This window comes from Nocardioides dilutus, from assembly GCF_054779555.1.
In genome coordinates this window covers 1,073,125-1,092,443 of sequence record NZ_BAAGYA010000001.1, presented here as the reverse complement: position 1 = coordinate 1,092,443, position 19,319 = coordinate 1,073,125, and the positions used below count along the sequence as shown (strand labels likewise).

Annotated in this window: 19 protein-coding genes; 8 read left to right on the top strand and 11 right to left on the bottom strand. The window is 71.6% G+C overall.

Annotated features, from left to right (window positions below; all coding sequences use genetic code 11):
- The first annotated feature begins 10 nt into the window (after positions 1–10).
- Positions 11–373, top strand: a complete 363-nt coding sequence (locus tag ACYVC6_RS05350) for a hypothetical protein (protein ID WP_460711724.1) — start codon at positions 11–13, stop codon at positions 371–373.
- Positions 374–453: 80 nt separating this feature from the next.
- On the opposite strand, the gene ACYVC6_RS05345 is transcribed toward ACYVC6_RS05350, so the two are convergent.
- From ACYVC6_RS05345 to fbaA, 3 genes are all read right to left on the bottom strand, one after another.
- Positions 454–852, bottom strand: coding sequence for a DUF3151 domain-containing protein (locus ACYVC6_RS05345; protein ID WP_460713307.1), 399 nt, complete (start codon positions 850–852; stop codon positions 454–456).
- A 47-nt stretch (positions 853–899) separates the two neighbouring features.
- Positions 900–2,651, bottom strand: coding sequence for a choice-of-anchor A family protein (locus ACYVC6_RS05340; protein WP_460711722.1), 1,752 nt, complete (start codon positions 2,649–2,651; stop codon positions 900–902).
- 178 nt (positions 2,652–2,829) lie between these two features.
- Positions 2,830–3,861 carry a class II fructose-bisphosphate aldolase gene (gene fbaA, locus ACYVC6_RS05335; RefSeq protein ID WP_460711720.1) on the bottom strand — a complete coding sequence of 344 codons (1,032 nt, stop codon included), beginning with the start codon at positions 3,859–3,861 and terminating at the stop codon, positions 2,830–2,832.
- 200 nt (positions 3,862–4,061) lie between these two features.
- Here fbaA and ACYVC6_RS05330 point away from each other — a divergent pair, with 200 nt between their 5' ends.
- On the top strand, positions 4,062–6,191 hold the full coding sequence (locus tag ACYVC6_RS05330; protein ID WP_460711718.1) for a M14 family metallopeptidase: 2,130 nt from the start codon (positions 4,062–4,064) through the stop codon (positions 6,189–6,191).
- Between the two features lie 13 nt (positions 6,192–6,204).
- Here the strand turns inward: ACYVC6_RS05330 and ACYVC6_RS05325 are convergent, their stop codons facing one another.
- Together ACYVC6_RS05325 and ACYVC6_RS05320 are read right to left on the bottom strand one after the other, a co-directional pair.
- A complete protein-coding gene (locus ACYVC6_RS05325; RefSeq protein ID WP_460711716.1) occupies positions 6,205–6,879 on the bottom strand; it encodes a TrmH family RNA methyltransferase in 675 nt (224 codons plus the stop codon).
- Between the two features lie 11 nt (positions 6,880–6,890).
- Complete coding sequence (locus ACYVC6_RS05320; protein WP_460711714.1) at positions 6,891–7,532, bottom strand: maleylpyruvate isomerase N-terminal domain-containing protein; 642 nt, start codon at positions 7,530–7,532, stop codon at positions 6,891–6,893.
- A gap of 50 nt (positions 7,533–7,582) precedes the next feature.
- Here ACYVC6_RS05320 and ACYVC6_RS05315 point away from each other — a divergent pair, with 50 nt between their 5' ends.
- Positions 7,583–8,293: a DedA family protein gene (locus tag ACYVC6_RS05315; RefSeq protein WP_460711712.1), complete on the top strand. Its 711-nt coding sequence runs from the start codon at positions 7,583–7,585 to the stop codon at positions 8,291–8,293.
- Here the strand turns inward: ACYVC6_RS05315 and pyrE are convergent.
- Positions 8,290–8,820: an orotate phosphoribosyltransferase gene (gene pyrE / locus ACYVC6_RS05310; RefSeq protein WP_460711710.1), complete on the bottom strand. Its 531-nt coding sequence runs from the start codon at positions 8,818–8,820 to the stop codon at positions 8,290–8,292. The two genes, ACYVC6_RS05315 and pyrE, sit on opposite strands and share 4 nt — an antisense overlap.
- A 23-nt stretch (positions 8,821–8,843) precedes the next feature.
- On the opposite strand from pyrE, the gene ACYVC6_RS05305 reads away from it, so the two are divergent.
- Positions 8,844–10,022 (top strand): pyridoxal phosphate-dependent aminotransferase, encoded by a 1,179-nt coding sequence (locus tag ACYVC6_RS05305; RefSeq protein ID WP_460711708.1) that lies wholly within the window; start codon positions 8,844–8,846, stop codon positions 10,020–10,022.
- Positions 10,023–10,028: 6 nt separating this feature from the next.
- Here the strand turns inward: ACYVC6_RS05305 and ACYVC6_RS05300 are convergent, their stop codons facing one another.
- Positions 10,029–10,664 carry a DUF4064 domain-containing protein gene (locus tag ACYVC6_RS05300; RefSeq protein WP_460711706.1) on the bottom strand — a complete coding sequence of 212 codons (636 nt, stop codon included), beginning with the start codon at positions 10,662–10,664 and terminating at the stop codon, positions 10,029–10,031.
- 108 nt (positions 10,665–10,772) lie between these two features.
- Here ACYVC6_RS05300 and ACYVC6_RS05295 point away from each other — a divergent pair, with 108 nt between their 5' ends.
- A complete protein-coding gene (locus tag ACYVC6_RS05295; RefSeq protein ID WP_460711704.1) occupies positions 10,773–10,904 on the top strand; it encodes a hypothetical protein in 132 nt (43 codons plus the stop codon).
- 402 nt (positions 10,905–11,306) lie between these two features.
- On the opposite strand, the gene ACYVC6_RS05290 is transcribed toward ACYVC6_RS05295, so the two are convergent.
- Positions 11,307–12,371 carry a hypothetical protein gene (locus ACYVC6_RS05290; protein WP_460711702.1) on the bottom strand — a complete coding sequence of 355 codons (1,065 nt, stop codon included), beginning with the start codon at positions 12,369–12,371 and terminating at the stop codon, positions 11,307–11,309.
- 25 nt (positions 12,372–12,396) lie between these two features.
- The gene (gene clpB / locus ACYVC6_RS05285; RefSeq protein ID WP_460711700.1) at positions 12,397–15,012 is read right to left on the bottom strand and encodes an ATP-dependent chaperone ClpB; all 2,616 of its coding nucleotides are present in this window, start codon (positions 15,010–15,012) and stop codon (positions 12,397–12,399) included.
- A 210-nt stretch (positions 15,013–15,222) separates the two neighbouring features.
- On the opposite strand from clpB, the gene ACYVC6_RS05280 reads away from it, so the two are divergent.
- From ACYVC6_RS05280 to ACYVC6_RS05270, 3 genes are read left to right on the top strand one after another with little or no spacing between them, the layout of a single operon-like run.
- Positions 15,223–15,483 carry a hypothetical protein gene (locus ACYVC6_RS05280; RefSeq protein WP_460711698.1) on the top strand — a complete coding sequence of 87 codons (261 nt, stop codon included), beginning with the start codon at positions 15,223–15,225 and terminating at the stop codon, positions 15,481–15,483.
- A gap of 11 nt (positions 15,484–15,494) precedes the next feature.
- On the top strand, positions 15,495–16,148 hold the full coding sequence (locus ACYVC6_RS05275) for a hypothetical protein (protein ID WP_460711696.1): 654 nt from the start codon (positions 15,495–15,497) through the stop codon (positions 16,146–16,148).
- 5 nt (positions 16,149–16,153) lie between these two features.
- Positions 16,154–17,674: a response regulator gene (locus ACYVC6_RS05270; RefSeq protein ID WP_460711694.1), complete on the top strand. Its 1,521-nt coding sequence runs from the start codon at positions 16,154–16,156 to the stop codon at positions 17,672–17,674.
- 15 nt (positions 17,675–17,689) lie between these two features.
- Here the strand turns inward: ACYVC6_RS05270 and ACYVC6_RS05265 are convergent, their stop codons facing one another.
- Both ACYVC6_RS05265 and dnaJ read right to left on the bottom strand, forming a co-directional pair.
- A complete protein-coding gene (locus ACYVC6_RS05265) occupies positions 17,690–18,133 on the bottom strand; it encodes a heat shock protein transcriptional repressor HspR (RefSeq protein WP_460711692.1) in 444 nt (147 codons plus the stop codon).
- Complete coding sequence (gene dnaJ / locus ACYVC6_RS05260) at positions 18,130–19,317, bottom strand: molecular chaperone DnaJ (protein WP_460711690.1); 1,188 nt, start codon at positions 19,315–19,317, stop codon at positions 18,130–18,132. Before dnaJ ends, ACYVC6_RS05265 begins: the two co-directional genes overlap by 4 nt.
- Positions 19,318–19,319: the final 2 nt, after the last annotated feature.

The window sequence follows — 19,319 nt, the reverse complement described above, 5'->3', positions numbered from 1 at the left end:
GAGATCTCACGTGAGGGCGCTCAGCGCCCGATCCGCCATGGTGGCCGTCGTGGCCGCGCTGGCGCTCGCTACTGGTGGCATCGCCTACGGGGCTTCCGTCGTCGGCGACGGCTCCTCCACCTCGGGGGTGCAGCCGGACGAGGGCACCCCCGGGACCGCTCCTGGGGGGACCGCGGACATGGAGCCGGGTCGAGGTTCACCGCCGTCGACGTCGGTCGCTCCGGGGTCGACGGCCGACATGCTGCCCGCGCCCGACGCCCCCGCCGCCGAGGCCCCGGCCGCCACGGACGTGGACAAGTCCGACGGCGGCAAGAAGGGCGCCAAGCCCACCAAGGACGAGGGCGCGAAGAACGCCCCCGTCACCACGGGCTGAGTCCCGCTCGACAGTCCCGCCCAACCAACAACCTGACCGTGGCCCGACTCCGCAAGGAGGCGGGCCACGGTCCATCTCACCTACGAGCCGAGCAGCTCGTCGTACGCCGTCGGGCTGGAGTCCCGCAGGAACGCCGAGCAGCGGTCCCACTCGTCGGTCTCGCCGATGTCGCGGGCGGCCTGGGCCAGCAGGGCCAGACAGCGCAGGAAGCCGCGGTTGGCCTCGTGCTCCCAGGGGACGGGGCCGTGCCCCTTCCAGCCGTTGCGGCGGAGCAGGTCGAGGCTGCGGTGGTAGCCCACCCGGGCGTAGGCATACACCGTCACCGGGTCGGACTGGCCGGCCTTGGCCTCACCGGCGAGCGCGGCCCACGCGGCCGGCGAGGACGGGTGGGCCCGGACGACGTCGACCGGTGCGGCCCCGCCGTCGAGGTCGTGGGTGGCGGGGTCGTCGGGAAGGTGGGTGGGCGGGGGCCCGGCCATCAGGTCTGGATGCGAGTGGGTCACGCTGCCGAGGCTAGTGGCGACCGCTAGTAGTAGAGACTGTGGCGGCGCTTGCGCCGCCACGGGTAGCGCATCCGCAGCGCCACCACGCTGAGCAGCAGCAGCGGTCCCCAGACGAAGGCGCCGCGCAGGGTGTAGGGCGCGGTCGTGGTCAGCGGGCCCGGGCCGTCGGACGGTGCCGGGGGCGCAGCAGCCGTGTCCACCGGGTCGTCGTCCGGCTCGCTGGTCGGGACCACCGGGTCCGGTGCGGGCGGCAGCGACGGCAGCGGCTCCTCCTCTGGAACGACGGTGGGCTCCTCGGTCGGCGATGTCGGCTCCGGGTCGGGCAGCGTCGTTGGCGGATCCTGGGGCTCGGGTGAGGTCGGCTCCGGGGACGGCGTCGGCGTCGGCGTCGGGGCCGGAGTGGGGGTCGGCTCCTCCTCGGGCTCCGGCGGAGTCTTGACCGGCTGGATGCTGTTGGTCACCGTGAAGCCCTGCGGGTCACGCTTGGCGATCTTGACCTTGGCCGGTGCGATGTCGGGCTTGGCCCAGGCCCAGCCGGGCGCCGGTGGCACCTCGAGCTGCTCGGCGACGAAGCAGAGCGCGCCGACGGGGACCTGGTCGGACAGGACCCGGTCATCGGCCTGGGCGCGGAACTGCCAGGTGCCGTCACCGGGCGTGACGTCCGCACCGTCGAGGAAGCACGCGAAGGTCCCCCGGAAGAACCGCTCCTTGTCGACCAGGTTGGCAGGGTCCTTCAGCACGACGTCGAGCGTCAGCGCCCCGAGGTGCGGGAGGTCCGGGCCGCAGGTCATGCCCGGGTCGGGAAGGAAGGGGTAGCTGTGCATGCTCCCCGACCCGGTGTGCACCAGGTCGCCGGCGACGTAGACCCGGCCGTTGGTGGCGCCGGTGATGACCGTGACGCTGGGCGCGGAGCCGACGAGCAGGCTCCCGGGCAGCTGCCCGACGCCACCGACGTCGACCGTCGCGGCGCTCGGGACGTTCCACAGCAGGTGGGTGGCCAGGTCGGCGAAGTAGGGGTCGACCGTGGGGTCAACGGTCGCGCCCTCCGGGCCGAGCACGCTGTCGAGGTCGAGGTCGACCGCGGGACCGGTGAGGTTGACGACGGCGGCGGCACCCTCGGGCACGCCGAGCAGCTGGAGGGAGCGGCCGGGTCCCTGCCCTGGGGCACCGAGGGCGGTGCCGTCGACGGCGAAGACCTGGGGATCGGAGACGCCGTCACCGATGAGGGTGACCGCCTGGCCGGTGATCTCGACGGTGCCGGTCACAGGCAGGCCGGCATACGCGCCGGACTTCGCCCCGAGGCCGGCGAGCAGCTCGCCGTACGGCGCCAGCGCGTCCACGACGCCCTGGTCGAGCGTGCCGACGCCCTGCGCGACGACCGTTCCGTCGGTGACCAGCCCGCCGACGACCGCGTCGCCGTTGAGCCCCGGCGCGACCTCGAGCGGGGTGCTGGAGGTGGCGGTCAGGCTGCCGCCGACGACGAGCATGTCGCTGTCGGCGTGCGGCGGCACCTGTGACCCGATCTCGGTGACGCCGACCCGGTAGGGACCCGGTTCGTCACGCGCGAACGTCGCGTTGCCGGCAGCCAGGACGATCCCCTCGGCACCGGCGGCACTGCCGGCGACGCTGAGGTTGCCGCCGACCAGGACGGAGACGTTGCCGTCGAAGGCGTCTCCGGGCGGGCCCACACGCAGCGCCGGCCAGGCCGTTGGGCAGGCCTGCGTCGCGACGAGCGCTGGCGCCGTCGCGGATGCCTGGTGTGCAGTCGCCGACACCCACCCGAGCCCCCCGGCCGCTCCAAGGAGGCACGCAACCAGGGCCCCCGAGAAGGTGCGGCGACAAGGGGTCGCCACGTGCGCGATCGTGGCACGCCGCAGGCCGTTTCGCAGCAGAATCGGAGAACTCGCGTCGAGTCGGTGATCAGTCCCGGAGAATTCGGTCGCCGGTCCGTCCTCAGCCGACCGCCCGGCCGGCCGACCGGAGGTCCTGGCAGGCCTCGACGACCCGGGCGGCCATCCCTGCTTCGGCCGCCTTGCCCCACGCCCGCGGGTCGTACTGCTTCTTGTTGCCGACCTCGCCGTCGACCTTGAGGACGCCGTCGTAGTGGCCGAACATGTGGGCGGCCACCGGCCGGGTGAAGGCGTACTGGGTGTCGGTGTCGACGTTCATCTTGACCACGCCGTAGTCGACGGCCGCGCCGATCTCCTCGGCGGTCGACCCGGACCCGCCGTGGAAGACCAGGTCGAACGGCTTGGAGCCCGGCTCGAGGCCCAGCTTCTCCACGACCGCCTCCTGCGCGTGCTTGAGGATCTCGGGGCGCAGCTTGACGTTGCCCGGCTTGTAGACGCCGTGCACGTTGCCGAAGGTCAGGGCGGCCATGTAGCGGCCGTTCTCGCCGACCCCGAGGGCGGCGACGGTGGCCAGCGCGTCCTCGGGGGTGGTGTAGAGCTGCTCGTTGATCTCGTTGGCGACGCCGTCCTCCTCGCCGCCGACGACGCCGATCTCGACCTCGAGGATGATGTGCGCCTTCGCGCAGGCCGCGAGCAGCTGCTCGGCGATCTGGAGGTTCTCCTCGAGCGGCACGGCCGAGCCGTCCCACATGTGGGACTGGAACAGCGGGGCCTCGCCGCGTGCGACCCGCTCCGCGGAGATGTCGAGCAGCGGCCGGACGAAGCCGTCGAGCTTGTTCTTGGGGCAGTGGTCGGTGTGCAGCGCGATGTTGACCGGGTAGTTCTTGGCCACCTCGGCGGCGTACGCCGCGAAGGCCACCGAGCCGGTGACCATGTTCTTGATCGTCGGGCCGGAGAGGTATTCCGCACCACCTGTCGACACCTGCACGATGCCGTCGGATCCGGCGTCGGCGAAGCCCTGGAGGGCGGCGTTGAGGGTCTGGGACGAGGACACGTTGATGGCCGGGAACGCGAAGCTGCCGGCCTTGCCGGCATCCAGCATCTCGGCGTACTTCTCGGGGGTGGCGATAGGCATGACCTCAACCTAATGGCTACCGGCGAGTCGCTTTTGCGATCGTGCTGGACGTGGACCGGATGCCCCCTGGCAACCGCGCTGTAGCACAACCGGACGTGACCTGTCCGGCGAATGGTCGTTGAGACCGGAAATTCCTCACCGCAGCCTGCCGCCGGCCCAGACCAGTTCAGTCCAGACCAGTTCAGTCCAGGAGCGTCCACATGACCCCCCGCCCCGATCTCGCCCGACCCAAGCGCGCCCGATCGGCGATCGCTGCGGGCGCGGTGTGCCTCGCTGTCGCCGCCACCGCGCTGAGCCAGCCGGCTCCGGTCGCGGCGGAGGGACCGCCGATCGAGGGCTTCCGCCCGCAGCTGATCACTGTCGACACCTACGACCGCGCCGACAAGGCCCTCCTGCAGAGCCTCGGCCTCGACCTGACCGAGCACGCGGGTCACGACTACGTCGAGGTCGTGGTGCACAGCCCGGCGGACCTGCGCTCGATCGAGGCCGCCGGGCTCACCTACGACGTGCGGATCCCCGACCTGATCAAGCGCGAGGCCGAGAACAACCTCGTCAACGCCGCGTACGCCGCCAGCGTCGACCAGTCGCCGCTGCCCTCGGGCCGCGACACCTACCGCACCCTGGCCGACTACAACGCCGACATGGTCGACCTGGCGAAGGCCAACCCCAAGCTCGTCAAGCACTTCGCCCTCCCGCGCCCGAGCCTGGACGGACGCACCGTCTATGGCATCGAGATCGGCCGCAACATCCACAAGCGCGACCGCGGCCGCCCGACGTTCCTCCTGATGGGGCTGCACCACGCGCGGGAGTGGCCGTCGGGAGAGATGGCCATCGAGTTCGCCTTCGACCTGGTCAACAACTTCGGCAAGGACAAGCGGATCACCAAGCTGCTCCGCCAAGCGCGGGTCATCGTCATCCCGGTCGTCAACGTCGACGGGTTCCACCTGTCCCGCACCGACGGCGAGCTCGTCGACCTCAACGCCGCCAACGAGCACGACCCCACGGGCGGCACCGGCGTCATTCTTGGCACCCCCGGCCGCGCCTACATGCGCAAGAACTGCCGCGTCGTCGACGGCGAGGACACTCCCGACGGCTCGTGCGGCGCTCTGCTCGCCACCCCGGGCGGCTACGGCCACGGTGTGGACCTCAACCGCAACTACGGCGGCTTCTGGGGAGGCCCCGGCGCGTCGACGGTCCAGGCGGACCCCACCTATCGCGGAGCCACGGCGTTCTCCGAGCCGGAGATCCAGAACATCGCCGACATCGTGCGCAACCGCCAGGTGACGATGATGATCTCCAACCACACGTTCTCCAACCTCATCCTGCGTCCCAACGGCGTGAACCCGCAGACCATCGGCTCCGACGGGCTGCCGGTCGGTGACGCACCCGACGAGGAGGCCCTGAAGGCGCTGGGCGCCCAGATGGCGGCGCAGAACGGGTACGCCAACATCCACGGGTGGCAGCTCTACGACACCACCGGCACGACGGAGGACTACACCTACAACGCGACCGGTGGCTTCGGCTACACCTTCGAGATCGGCGCCCACGAGTTCCACCCGCCGTTCCCGCAGGTCGTGGACGAGTACGTCGGCGCCGGAGAGTACGCCGGCAAGGGTCTCCGTGAGTCCTACCTCATCGCACTGGCACACGCCTCCGACAAGAAGTACTCGGGTGTGCTCAGGGGGAAGGGCCCGAAGCGAGCCACGCTGCGCCTGACCAAGACGTTCCAGTCCCCGACCTGGGAGGGCTCGTTCGCCGACGGTGTGACTTCGGCCATCAAGCTCGGCCGCACCGGCCGGTTCTCGTGGATGGTCAACCCCTCGACCCGCCCGGTCGTCCGGTCCCGCACCTACCAGGTCCTCGGGGACGCGCCGTTCCGCACCGAGACCATCGAGGGCACGACCGCGACCCCCAACAACCACACGGACACCGAGTTCGTGGTCACCGGCCAGACCGGCCTGATGAGGATCGAGCTCGACTGGCCCACGCCCGACGACCTCGACCTCGAGGTCTACAAGCGGGTCGGTGAGGGCCTCGTCGAGGTCGGCTCGTCGGGCAACCTCCCGGGTGAGAAGGAGGTGGCCGACGTGCCCAACGCCGAGCCCGGCACCTATGTGCTGCGGGTGATCAACTACGCGTCGGTGTCGCCGACCTACACGCTCAAGGCGAGCTTGTTCGACGCGGTCACCAAGACGACGCCGGGCAAGCGGGAGAAGTACCTGCTCACCTGCGAGGTCAAGGGCAAGGTGCTGCAGCGCAAGCTGATCTACGTCGACCGCGGCCAGGTCCGGAACCTCAACCTGCAGAAGTGCATCCGGAGGGCCCGCTAGGTCAGGCGTGACTTCAGCCCCGCCAGGCGTCGTCCCCGGACAGGTTGGCGTGCGCGCGGACCCAGGAGTGCATGGCGATCGCACCAGCAGCCGAGGCGTTGATGGAGCGGGTCGAGCCGAACTGGGCGATCGAGAACGTCGCGTCGCATGCCTGGCGCGCGCCTGCCGAGAGCCCAGGACCCTCCTGACCCAGGAGGAAGCAGACCCGCCGCGGCACGTCCGTCGTCTCCAGGTGCAGCGACCCGGGGAGGTTGTCGATGCCCCAGAGCACCACGGGCTCCGGCAGCGACCGGAGGTACGCCGCCAGCTCGGCGACGGTCGGGTGGTGCCGGACGTGCTGGTAGCGATCGGTCACCATCGCGCCGCGCCGGTTCCAGCGGCGGTTGCCGACGATGTGGACCTCAGCGGCGAGGAACGCGTTGGCGGTGCGCACGATCGTCCCGATGTTGAAGTCGTGCTGCCAGTTCTCGATGGCCACGTGGAAGTCGTGCCGCCGGGCGTCCAGGTCGGCGACGATCGCCTCGAGCGACCAGTAGCGGTAGCGGTCGACGACGTTGCGCCGGTCGCCCTCGGCCAGGAGCCGCGGGTCGTACTGCGGGCCCTGCGGCCACGGGCCCTCCCAGGGCCCGACGCCGACCTCGGGCTGCCCGTAGGGCATCGGGTCGTAGGGCGCCCGCTCGTCCTCCATCAGGCTGCCGGTCAGAACGCCGACACGGAGCCGGGCGCCCGCTGGGGCCGGCTGAGGGCGCGCAGCAACGCGGTCTGGCCGTGCCGCTCGACGGCCACCGAGGTGAGCAGGCCGAGCACGCGGCGTACCGCCTCGCCCGGGAACTGCGGGGTCGGTACGTCGAGGCTGGCGGCCAGGTCGTCGGAGTGCACGAGCATCTCCATCAGCCGGGTCACCAGGAAGTCGTCGCGGGTGAGCGCCCAGCCCTGCCAGGGGATGAGGACCGGGTGGTGGGAGGACCGCGCGTCCAGCACGCCGGGTAGTGCCTCCAGGTCGGCGGCGACCTTGGCGCAGAGCTCGTCGAAGCCCGCCCCCGCCTCGTCGTTGGCGCTGGAGCGGATGACGACGTTCGCCTCCTCGTCGGGCCCGGAGCTGACCCAGGCCGCCCGCCGGTAGTGCTCCTCGACCGGGATCGGGGACTCGTCGGAGGGCGCGGCCGACACCAGGCGGACGGCGTTGCCGGCCTGGCTGGCCAGGTGGAACGCGAGGCCGCCGACGGTCATCCCCGCGCAGGCGCTCTCGGTGTCCCAGCGATCCCGCACCGGCGCGCTGGTCAGCAGGTCACCGGCCGTTCGGGCCGAGGTCACGAAGGTGTCGACAAGAGGTGGTCCCACGCCCTGCAGGCTAACCAGCCTGATGTGGAACCGGCCGTTACGCTGACGCGGTGAGCCTGGCCGGGGAACTGCAGCCCCTTCTCCTCGGTATCGACTACCTCGACCCCGACTGGCTGCTGGCCGAGTTCGGCGGCGCGTTCATCTGGGTCAGCCTCGCCATCGTGTTCGTCGAGTGCGGTCTGTTCTTCCCGTTCCTGCCCGGCGACACGCTGCTGTTCGCCCTGGGCCTCTTCATCGCCGGCGGTGACTACAAGGTCCTCGGCGTCGACCACAAGGCGCTCGGCCTGACCGTCGCCATGTCGATGCTGCTGGTGGCCGCCTTCCTGGGCAACGTCGTCGGCTACGAGATCGGCCGCAAGATCGGCCCGCCGCTCTACGAGCGGGACGGCCGGATCATGAAGCGGAAGTACCTCGACCAGACCCACGCGTTCTTCGACAAGCATGGCAACAAGGCCCTGGTCATCGGCCGGTTCGTCCCGTTCGTGCGCACCTACATCACGGTCGTCGCCGGCGTGACGATGATGGAGCGCCGTCGGTTCTTCGTCTGGAGCGCGATCGGGGCCCTGCTCTGGGTCCTGTCGATCACGCTGCTCGGGTTCTTCCTGGGCCAGACCTTCCCGGCGCTCGGCCAGAACATCGACTACGCGGTGGTCGCCATCCTGCTCTTCTCGGTCATCCCGATCGGCTACGAGATGTGGAAGCACCGGCGCCAGGGCCGGTCGTCGGCGGCCGGGACCGCCGACGCGACCGACCAGGTCTAGCCGCGCGCCGCGTCCAGGTCGGCCTTGGTCAGCACGGGCCGGACCTCGAGGCCCACGTCGGCCAGCGGGTTCTCGCCCTCCGGGCTCCGGTCGATCGCGCAGACGACGACCTCGACCACGGCTCCAGCCGCACGCAGGGCGTTGGTCGCGTCCCGGACGGCCCCGCCAGTCGTGATGACGTCCTCGACCAGGGTCACGCGGCGGCCCTCGACCGGCGGGCCCTCAGCCAGCTTGCACGTGCCGTAGGTCTTGGCCTGCTTGCGGACGAACAGCGTCCGGTGGCCACTGAGGGACGACACGATCGTCGCGATCGGGACACCGCCGAGCTCGAGCCCGCCGAGCAGCTCGGTGTCCTCGGGCAGCAGGGGCACCATCTGGGCGGCCACCCGCGCCAGCAGGGCGGGGTCGGACTCGAAGAGGTACTTGTCGAAGTACTCCGAGCTCACCTGGCCGGAGCGGAGGGTGAAGGTGCCGGAGAGCCGGCAGCAGGCATCGACGTCGGCAGCGAGCGTGGGATCCGCGGTCACGGAGCAGACCCTACGGTGAAGGCATGTCGCGACTCTCGGCCCCTTTGTCCGCACGGCTGCAGGGCATCCCGCCGACGATCTTCACGCAGATGTCGGCGCTGGCGGTGCGGACCCAGTCGGTCAACCTCGGGCAGGGCTTCCCCGACGTCGACGGCCCGCCGGAGGTGATCGCCCGGGCGGTCAGCGCGCTGCAGACCGGGCACAACCAGTACGCGCCCGGGCCCGGCGTACCCGAGCTGCGGCAGGCCGTGGCGCGGCACCAGCTGCGGCACTACGGGATCGAGCTCGACCCGGACGACCAGGTGGTCGTCACCACCGGCTGCACGGAGGCCATCGCCGCGGCGCTGCTCGGGCTGGTGGACCCGGGCGACGAGGTCATCGTGCTCGAGCCCTACTACGACAGCTACGTCGCGATGATCCAGATGGCCGGTGGGGTGCGCCGGCCGGTGACGCTGCGGGCTCCCGACTTCCGGCTGGACCTCGACGAGCTGCGGGCCGCCGTCTCTTCGGCCACGCGCTTCGTGCTGCTCAACTCGCCGCACAACCCGACCGGCACCGTGCTCACGACCGAGGAGCTGCGCGGGGTGGCCGAGGTGGCTATCGAGCACGACCTCGTGGTGATCACCGACGAGGTCTACGAGCACCTCGTGTACGGCGTGGAGCACGTGCCCATCGCGACGCTGCCCGGCATGGCCGAGCGGACGCTCACGCTCTCCAGCGCCGGCAAGTCCTACTCGTTCACCGGCTGGAAGGTCGGGTGGGCCACGGGTCCCGCCGACCTCGTGGGCGCCGTGCTCGCCGCCAAGCAGTGGCTCACCTTCACGTCGGGAGCACCCCTCCAGCCGGCCGTCGCCCTCGCCCTCGACGAGCTCCCAGACTGGCCGGCCGAGCTCGCCCGCGACCTCCGGGTGCGCCGTGACCTGCTCTGCGACGGTCTCGCCGCGATCGACGGGATCGAGGTCGTCGTCCCGGACGGCACCTACTTCGCGACCACCGACGTGTCCGCCCTCGGCTGGGACGACGGGTTGGCGTTCTGCCGGGCACTGCCCGACCGCGCCGGGGTGGTGGCGATCCCGAGCCAGGTCTTCCACGACGACCAGCGCGGGCCGGGGCGACACCTGGTGCGCTGGGCCTTCTGCAAGACCCCCGAGCTCATCGGCGAGGGGATCGACCGCCTGGCGCGGGCGGACCTCAGCGCCTGACCCGCTCTAGCCCCAGGGCTGGGTCATGCCCATCGGCATCTGCGGTGGCGCGTTCTTGCGCGCGAACCAGTCGCGGGCACTGCTCGAGAGCAGCATGACCACCACCGAGATCCCGGCGATCAGCGTGGCCGCGCTGACCGCGGACATGATGGCCAGCAGGCTGAACAGGGCACTCATCGCCGCGGAGATGATCAGCAGGATGCGTGCGACGTTGGACCGGCGCATGGCCAGGATGGCCAGGATGATCGCGACCAGCGACCACACCAGGAACACGCCGAGCACGATCATCATCACCGCGAACAGGTCGTCCGGGCTCACGTCCTCCAGGCCCGGCTCGTTGTCGAGCTCCTCGAGGAAGGCGTCCCGCTCCACGATGAGCCCGACCATCGCGAAGGTGAAGAGCGCGGCGGTGAGGCCCGCGAAGACCATCGTCAGCACCGCGGCCGCGGTCACCGTGCCCGGCCGCTTGTCGGCATCGGGGTCCGGCGGCAACGGCTGCCAGGCGCCGGGCTGCCCGTAGGCCGGGGGTTGCCCGTAGGCCGGGGGCTGCCCGTACGCCGGCTGCTGGGCGGGCAGGGCAGGCTGGCCGTAGGGGTTCGCGGGCTCGCCGTAGGGGTTGCCGGGCGTGCTCGGGTCGCTCATGGCAGAACTGAACCACACGGTCCGGGCGCTCCGGACAGACGGAGGACCGACCGCCCCTCGTCATGCAGACGGGTCCGTGCGTTCATCGGAGACTGGTGCGCTGGACCCATGCCCACCACGCAGCTGCGCATCGTGGCCGCGGTAGCCGTCGTCTCGGGCCTCACCGCCGCCGGTGCCGTCTACGCCGAGGAGCGGTTCGGCTTGTCTGCGCTCCGGCAGTTGCTCCGCCGCACCCGCTGACCCGGACCCGTTCAACCTGCGTTCAGCCCGCGGCGCGGAAACGTTCAGACCGCGGCGGCTTGACGGACGCCCTGCTGTCCCCGGCGCTACCTACCGTGCCGGGGTGTGCCTCCGGTGACGAACCCATGAACACCAGGCGCGCCCACCGGTGGGTCAAGGAAGTCTGCACCCGCTGCGGGCTCCGCCGCCGCGAGACGTGGGTCGTCGACACTCTCGGTCGCTCGGTGATCGCCCTTGTCTGGACCGACGCCGCAGGAGACCGCCAGATCCAGCCGCTGCCCCCGTTCAAGGGAATCGATCCACCCCCTCGACCGCTGTTGACCGTCGACCGCGCCTTCCCGGGCCTGCCGATCGGCCCCGAGCCGCCGTGCGACCGGTCGGCCAGGGCTCGGGCGGCTTCAGCTAGCGGGCGTGGCTCGAACCCCGGATGAACGCACGCACCTCGGGACGCAGCAGCAGCGGGATGGTGGCCGCGCACAGCATGAGCGGCACCAGCATCGCCGGGCTGCCGAGGGCGGCGAGCAGGCAGAGCACCGAAGCGGAGCACGCCGAGACCACCAAGGCGGTCCAGGCCCACGAACGACCGCGCCAGGCGTAGGCCGCGAGCACCGACGCGACGACCGACCAGACGACCAGCAGGCTCCCGGCGAAGAGCACCGTGGACCGCAGCGTCGCCGGCGTTATGCCGTCCGAGCGCAGCTCGGGGTTCTGCCGGTAGAGCTCGTCGACGAGCATGTCGGGCGCGGCGAGGACCACCGCGACGCTGACGAGCATCACGATGAACACGACCGCGGAGCCGGCCCAGGCCAGCGCGCAGGCCCACATCAGCGCGGCCGGGCGCGCCGGTGCGGCGGGATGCTGCGGGTGGGCGGTGTAAGTCATCGCACCCGGCGGAGGGACCCCCGGAGTCTCGCCGAAGCCTGGGTAGGCGCGTGGGCCGTCCGAGGTCGCGGGCGGTGCCGCCCTCGGCGGCGCCTCCATCGGAGGGGTGGGCGCCGGGGAAGACGCCGGCGGTGGCGGTGGGGTGACGGGGCGCGGCGCCTTGCCGTCGATCCAGTCCCGGGCCGGCTGGAACCAGAGCATGGTGATCGAGCCGACGATCACCGCGGGCAGGAAGCCGCCGACGACCATCCCGGCCAGGAACAGCGGCACCGCCAGCAGGGTGAGCACGAGCCGCGCCGACCGGGACCGGCGCAGGACGTGGAAGCCCAGGATCGCCGCCGCGGTGGCACACGCCGCCGTGACCATGGTCAGCACGCGCATCACGCTGAGCATCCCCTGGACGCCGAGGCCCAGGCTGTCCCCCGGCGGCTTGCTGAGGAACTCCTCCACGGCCTCCCGGGTCTCCAGCGAGCGCAGCCCAGCGATCTGGTCGAACGCGGTCAGCACCACGAACACCGACCCGGCCATGACCAGCCAGGCGGCGATGGTCACCTGGGCCGGTCGGGGCGTGGTCGTCTGGGGCACGTCACCCATTCTCCCTGGCGGCTGGTCAGGTCCGCAGGGTGAGGCCGTCCTCGTCCTTGTCCACGGTCACGGAGCCGCCGTCGACGACCTCGCCGGAGATGAGCAGCTTTGACAACGGGTCGCCGATCGCGGACTGGATGAGCCGGCGGAGCGGGCGGGCGCCGTACGCCGGGTCGTAGCCGGTCTCGGCGAGCCAGTCGCGGGCTGCGTCGGTGACGGTGATGGTGATCCGCCGGACCGCGAGCCGCTGCTCGAGCAGGGCGAGCTGGAGGTCGACGATCTTGGCCAGCTCCTCCTTGGTGAGGGCGTCGAACAGCACGATCTCGTCCAGCCGGTTGAGGAACTCCGGCTTGAAGGAGGCGCGCACCATGGCGAGCACGGACTCCTTCTTCTTCTCCGCGTCCAGCGCCGGGTCGACCAGGTAGGCCGAGCCCAGGTTGCTGGTGAGCACCAGCAGGGTGTTGCGGAAATCGACCGTGCGCCCCTGGCCGTCGGTCAGCCGGCCGTCGTCGAGCACCTGCAGCAGGATGTCGAAGACCTCCGGATGCGCCTTCTCGACCTCGTCGAGCAGCACCACCGAATAGGGCCGGCGGCGGACCGCCTCGGTCAGCTGGCCACCCTCCTCGTAGCCGACGTAGCCGGGGGGCGCCCCGACCAGGCGGGCCACCGAGTGCTTCTCGGAGTACTCGCTCATGTCGATCCGGACGATGGCCCGCTCGTCGTCGAACAGGAAGTCGGCGAGCGCCTTGGCCAGCTCGGTCTTGCCGGTGCCGGTCGGGCCGAGGAACAGGAAGGAGCCGGTGGGCCGGTTGGGGTCGGAGATGCCGGCGCGGGAGCGGCGCACGGCGTCGCTGACCGAGGTGACGGCCTCCTTCTGGCCGATCAACCGCTCGCCGATGACCTCCTCCATCCGCAGCAGCTTGGCGGTCTCGCCCTCCAGCAGCCGGCCCGTGGGGATGCCGGTCCAGGCCTCGACCACGTCGGCGATCTGCTCGGCGCCCACCTCCTCGCCGACCAGCGGCTCGCTCGCGGGGTCCTCGGCCTTCTCGGCCCTCTCGATCCGCTCCTGCAGGCCGCTGATCTGCTTCTCGGTCTCGTAGCGCTGCTCGAGGAGGGCGTACTTCTCCTGCCCCTCGGGCAGCACCGCGCTCTCGCGGTAGAGCCGGTCGGCCTCGCTGCGCAGCTGGTCGAGCTGGCGGCGCAGGTCGCCCTCGCCCTCCAGGGCGGCGCGCTCCCGCTCCCACCTGGCCTCGAGCGCGCGCAGCTCCTCCTCACGATCGGCGAGGTCGGCCCGCATCTTCTCGAGCCGGTCCAGGCTGGCCTCGTCGGTTTCCTTCTCGAGCGCGAACTCCTCCATCCGGAGCCGGTCGACGTGGCGGCGGAGCTGGTCGATCTCCTCGGGCGAGGACTCGATCTCCATCCGCAGCCGGGACGCCGCCTCGTCGATCAGGTCGATGGCCTTGTCGGGCAGCTGCCGGCCGGTGATGTAGCGGTCGGACAGTGTCGCGGCGGCGACCAGGGCGGCGTCGGTGATCCGGACGCCGTGGTGGGCCTCGTACTTCTCCTGGATGCCGCGCAGGATCTGGATGGTGTCCTCGACGCTGGGCTCCCCCACGAACACCTGCTGGAAGCGGCGCTCGAGGGCCGGGTCCTTCTCGATCCGCTCGCGGTACTCGTCGAGCGTGGTCGCGCCGATCATGTGGAGCTCGCCGCGGGCCAGCATCGGCTTGAGCATGTTGCCCGCGTCCATCGCGGAGTCGCCGCCGGCACCGGCACCGACGACGGTGTGCAGCTCGTCGATGAACGTGATGATCTGGCCCCCGGCGTCCTTGATCTCCTCGAGCACGGCCTTGAGCCGCTCCTCGAACTCGCCGCGGTACTTCGCCCCGGCGACCATCGCAGCCAGGTCGAGCGACAGGACCCGCCGGCCCTTCAGCGAGTCGGGCACGTCGCCGGCCACGACCCGCTGGGCGAGCCCCTCGACCACGGCGGTCTTGCCGACGCCGGGCTCGCCGATGAGCACGGGGTTGTTCTTGGTACGCCGCGACAGCACCTGGATGACACGCCGGATCTCCGCGTCGCGGCCGATCACGGGGTCGAGCCGCCCGTCCTCGGCGGCCGCGGTGAGGTCGACGCTGTACTTCTCCAGCGCCTCGTAGGTCGACTCGGCGTCCTGGGAGGTCACCCGCCGGTTGCCGCGCACGGCGGTCAGGCCCTCGCGGAGTCCCGCTTCGGTCAGCCCTGCGTCGGTCAGCACCTTCTGCGCCGGGCTCTCCACCGCGGCGACGGCGATGAGCAGGTGCTCGCTGGCGACGTAGTCGTCCTGCATCGAGGACGCGAGCTCCAGGGCCTTGGCCAGCACCCGGGTCAGCGCCGAGGAGGCGCCGGGCTGCTGGACCGTCGCGCCACTCGCCCGCGGCAGCGCCGCCTGCACCGCCTCGGCCTGCGCAGTCAGGGTGCGCGGGTCGACGCCGGCCTTGGTGACCAGGGTCCCCGCGGTGCCGTCGGCGTCCTTGAGCAGTGCCACGAGCACGTGGATCGGCTCGGTAGCGGTGTTGCCCGCGGTCGTCGCGGCGAGCTGCGCGGCCTCGATCGCCGCGCGGCTGCGGGTGGTGAACTTCTCGGCGCCGAACTGGCTCATGGGCGGGTCTCCTGCACGGTGTGGTGGGTCAGAAGGATGTCACTACGACAACATCGGCAAACTTGAGTCCATTCCACTCAACTTTGGGTTATCCACAGTTCGGTGACAAGTCGCCCGTCCCGAAAACGCGCAGGTGAGCACGCCCCTACCCTGCTGAACGCGCCCCGGTCCGGTCCGGGCGAGCAGCCATGCGCTCGGGAGGAGGTTGGGGTGACTGACTTCGCACTCGCGCACGGCATCCACTACGGGCTACCGGTCCTGCCCCCCGACGGCGAGGCGGTCGGCCCCTGGGACCTCGCCTGCGTCGCCTGGCAGGGCGTGGTGGTCGCGGCCTGCGTCCGCCTGCTCGGCAGCGCCCGGACGCCGGAGCGCCTGGCGGCCTGGCACCGCTGGGACGAGCGGGTCGTGGTCCTGGCCATCGGGTCGGCGGCGCTGCTCGCGGCGCTCTCGGTCAGCGGACTCGGCGGCTAGGGAGGCAGGTCATGACCTGGCAGATCGGTCTCGTGGCCAACAGCGTCATCATGGCGGCCTACCTGGCCATCTCCATCTCGATCGTGACGCCGCTGGCGCGTACCGGCCAGCTCAGGATCAACCCGCTGGGGGCCGCAACGGCCGCGATCTTCTTCAGCTGCGCGGTCCACCACGGTGCGCACTCGGTCCACATGCTGCTGCCGTCGTTCGGCCTGGGCGACACCCAGGGACTGGCGATGCGCACCGCGTGGGGGTGGCCGCTGGCCATCTGGGACGTCGTGGGCGCGGTCGTCGGCGTCTACTACTGGACCCTGCGCCGCCACTACTCACCGTTGATGCAGGGTGCGCAGCTCTTCCAGGACCTCCGCGAGCGCGAGCAGCAGGCCCTCGAGCTCAACGACGCGGTCCTGCAGGGTCTCGTCGTCGCCAAGATGGCCCTCGACCTCGACCAGCCGCGGCGGGCCAACGAGGCGCTCACCGCCTCCATCCAGTCGGCGAGCCGGATCATCACCGACCTGCTCGGCTCCTCCCACGCCTCGCTCGACCTGCTCCGCACCCTCCCCGCCGCGGCCGGCGGGGCGCCGGACCAGACGCTCGACCCTCTCGGGGCCGCTGAGACCGTCGGGCAGCAAGAGGCCGCCCGACCCGAGCGAGCGCCGCAGTGATCCCGATGGCAGAGCGCGCTCGCCCCCTCCGGGTCGTCATCATCGATGACACCTACGACCTGCGCGAGCTGCTGCGCCTGGCGCTCACCCGCGGTGGCCTCGAGGTCGTCGGCGAGGCCGGCGACGGTCTGGCCGGTATCGAGTGCGTCCGGCTCGAGACGCCCGACGTGGTGCTGCTCGACCTGTCGATGCCCGTGATGGACGGTCTCGAGGCGCTGCCCACGATCCGGCGGCTGGTGCCCCAGGCCAAGATCGTCGTCCTCTCCGGCTTCGGCGCAACCCAGATGTCGGACAAGGCCATGAACATCGGCGCCGACGGCTACCTGCAGAAGGGCATGGCCCTCAAGCGGATCATCGAATACGTCAAGGACATCGTCGACGCCCCGGACCCGGTCGCGGCGCCGTCGCGGACCGAACCGGACCCCGAGCCGCCGCAGGCGCCCGTTCTCTCCGTGGTTCCCGACAGCGACACCGCCGACAGCGACACCGCCGGCAGCGAGGTCGACGGCAACGAGGTCGACGGCAACGCCGACGACGCGGACGACGGCACTCCGGACGACGCCGTGCCGGCCGTCTCGGCTTGGGAGGCGCTGGCCCTGGCACCCTTCGGCGTGATCGAGGTCGTCGACGAGCCGCTCTTCCGCCTGGTGCACGCCAACCCCGTGGCCCACCGACTGCTCGGCCACCGCGCCCGGTCCGGTACGCCGCTCGCCGCGATCGCGCCCGAGCTCGCCTCGCTCGTCGCGTTCAACCGGCTCGACGGCGAGGCGGCGTTCGACGTGACCGTCGACGGCAGCCCGATGCAGGCCAGCCTCCGGCGTGCCGACGGCTCACTGCTCATCTACCTGGACTCCTCGTCAGAGGACGTCGGCGCCCTGCGCCGGGCGATCGCGACGGCGGCGCACGAGATCCGCGGGCCCGTGGCCGTGCTCTGCGGGATCGCGGAGTCGATCACCACGGCCGGCCAGGAGATGTCCGAGACCCAGCGGGAGCGGCTGATGGCCTCCGTGACGAGGCAGGCCCGGATGCTCGACACCCTCACCGCGGACCTGCTGACCTCGGCCGAGATCCAGCGCGGCACCCTGCGCCTGGAGCCGCAGCCGGTCGACCCGCTGTCGATCATCGACCTGGTCGTCTCCGACCGCCACCTGGTCTCGGTCTCCGCCCAGGTCGAGGACGACCGCCGGGTGCTCGCGGACCCGATGCGGCTGGAGCAGATGCTGGCAAACCTGGTCGGCAACGCACTGAAGTACGGGCGGGCGCCCTATGTGGTGCGGGTGGAGCCCGACCCCATCGACCACGCCCGGCTGCGGATCGCGGTCATCGACTCCGGCGAGGGGGTGCCAGACGACTTCCAGGACCAGCTCTTCCAGGAGTTCAGCCGGCCCAGCGGCTCCGTGCCCAACGGGACCGGCCTCGGGCTCTACGTCGTGCGGTCGCTGGCCGAGGCCCAGGGCGGCAGCGTCAGCTACCGGCCCGGACCGACCGGCGGTGCGGTCTTCACCCTGACGCTGCCCGTGGCCTGACGAGGCGGCCGGGGCTCAGCGCCCGCGGCGCCAGACCACGATCGACTGGCCCGCGGTCGACTGGGGAACCGCGGGCAGGCGCGAGCCCGGCGTCGCCCGAGGGCTGGACACCGCCTGGCGGAGCGCCTCGCGGGTGGCCTCCAGCTCGGCGACCAGCTCCTCGTTGCGGGCCGAGAGCGCGGCGACCCGGTTCTCGAGCTCGAGGATGCGGCGCACCCCTTCGATCCCGATCCCCGAGGACGTCAGCTGCGCGATCTCGCGGAGCAGCTCGATGTCGCGCGGCGAGTAGCGCCGACCACCACCGCCGGTCCGGCCGGGCGTGATGAGCCCCATCCGCTCGTAGGTGCGCAAGGTCTGCGGGTGCAGGCCGGTGAGCTCCGCCGCGACGCTGATCACGAACACTGCTGCGTCCGGAGCTGCTGAGGCGAAGTGGTCGGTCATGGCGCGGCGTGAGTTCATGTCTCGAAGAGCTTCTCGCGCAGGGGGCGCCCGGCGGACGCGGCGCGGTAGGCCTCGATCGCCTCGCGGGTGGTGGCGTCGATGACCGCGGGCACCTGGACCTCGATCGTGGCCAGCAGGTCGCCGTGGGTGCCGTCGCTCCTGCGGGCGCCCTTGCCACGGACCCGGAAGGTCCGGCCGTTGGGGGTGCCGGGAGGGACCTTCACGGTCACGGGCGCACCGCCGAGGGTCGGGATCTTGATGTCCGCGCCCAGCGCCGCCTCGTCGAAGGAGACGGGCACGTCCAGGGTGAGGTTGTCGCCCTTGCGCCCGAAGATGCGGTGCGGCGTGACCTTGACCGTGACGTAGAGGTCGCCGGGTGGACCGCCGTTCTCGCCGGCCGAGCCCTTGCCGCGCAGCCGGATCCGCTGGCCGTCCTTGACCCCTGCCGGGATGCGGGCCTGGATCGCCCGCGACGACAGGCCCCGGCCGCTGCCGAGGCAGGTCGGGCAGGCCTCGTCGTAGACCAGCTGGCGGCCCCCGCAGCCGGGGCAGGTCTCCTGCAAGGAGAAGCCGCCGCCGGCGGTGCTGACCACGAACCCGGCGCCCTCGCACTGGGGACAGATCCTCGGCTTGGTGCCCGGCTTGCCGCCGGTGCCGGAGCAGTCCGGGCACGGGGCGTCCGAGCTGAGCCGCAGCGAGATGGTGACGCCCTGCATGGCGTCGGTGAACCCGACCGTCGTGGTCGTCTCGACGTCGGCGCCCTTGCGCGGGCGGGTCTGCTGCTGGGCCCGGCCCCGGCCGAATCCCCCACCGAAGAGGTCGCCGAACATGTCGCCGAGCCCACCGCCGCCGGCCCGGTCGCCCCCACCGGACTGACGCAGCAGGTCGTCGAGGTTGAACCCGCCCCCTCCGGGCCGGAAGCCGCCCCCTCCCGCGAAACCGGCGGAGCCGTAGAGCGCGCGCATCTCGTCGTACTTCTTGCGCTTCTCCGGGTCGCCGACGACGTCATAGGCCTCGGCGACCGCCTTGAACGTCTCGTGCTTCTTCTCGTCCCCCGGGTTGGAGTCGGGGTGGTTGGCGCGCGCGAGCTTGCGGTAGGCCTTCTTGATGTCGGCGGCCGCGGCGTCCTTCTTGACGCCGAGCACGGCGTAGAAGTCCTTCTGCGCCCAGTCGGCCCGGAAGCCGTCCTTGCTCTCACTCATGC

Bases quoted from the DNA above. Each gene is read 5' to 3' on its own strand.
- ACYVC6_RS05345 (WP_460713307.1), bottom strand. From the start codon at position 852: ATGGCCGGGCCCCCGCCCACCCACCTTCCCGACGACCCCGCCACCCAC.
- fbaA (WP_460711720.1), bottom strand. From the start codon at position 3,861: ATGCCTATCGCCACCCCCGAGAAGTACGCCGAGATGCTGGATGCCGGC.
- ACYVC6_RS05330 (WP_460711718.1), top strand. From the start codon at position 4,062: ATGACCCCCCGCCCCGATCTCGCCCGACCCAAGCGCGCCCGATCGGCG.
- ACYVC6_RS05325 (WP_460711716.1), bottom strand. From the start codon at position 6,879: ATGGAGGACGAGCGGGCGCCCTACGACCCGATGCCCTACGGGCAGCCC.
- ACYVC6_RS05305 (WP_460711708.1), top strand. From the start codon at position 8,844: ATGTCGCGACTCTCGGCCCCTTTGTCCGCACGGCTGCAGGGCATCCCG.
- ACYVC6_RS05300 (WP_460711706.1), bottom strand. From the start codon at position 10,664: ATGAGCGACCCGAGCACGCCCGGCAACCCCTACGGCGAGCCCGCGAAC.
- ACYVC6_RS05295 (WP_460711704.1), top strand. From the start codon at position 10,773: ATGCCCACCACGCAGCTGCGCATCGTGGCCGCGGTAGCCGTCGTCTCG.
- clpB (WP_460711700.1), bottom strand. From the start codon at position 15,012: ATGAGCCAGTTCGGCGCCGAGAAGTTCACCACCCGCAGCCGCGCGGCG.
- ACYVC6_RS05275 (WP_460711696.1), top strand. From the start codon at position 15,495: ATGACCTGGCAGATCGGTCTCGTGGCCAACAGCGTCATCATGGCGGCC.
- ACYVC6_RS05270 (WP_460711694.1), top strand. From the start codon at position 16,154: ATGGCAGAGCGCGCTCGCCCCCTCCGGGTCGTCATCATCGATGACACC.
- ACYVC6_RS05265 (WP_460711692.1), bottom strand. From the start codon at position 18,133: ATGAACTCACGCCGCGCCATGACCGACCACTTCGCCTCAGCAGCTCCG.
- dnaJ (WP_460711690.1), bottom strand. From the start codon at position 19,317: ATGAGTGAGAGCAAGGACGGCTTCCGGGCCGACTGGGCGCAGAAGGAC.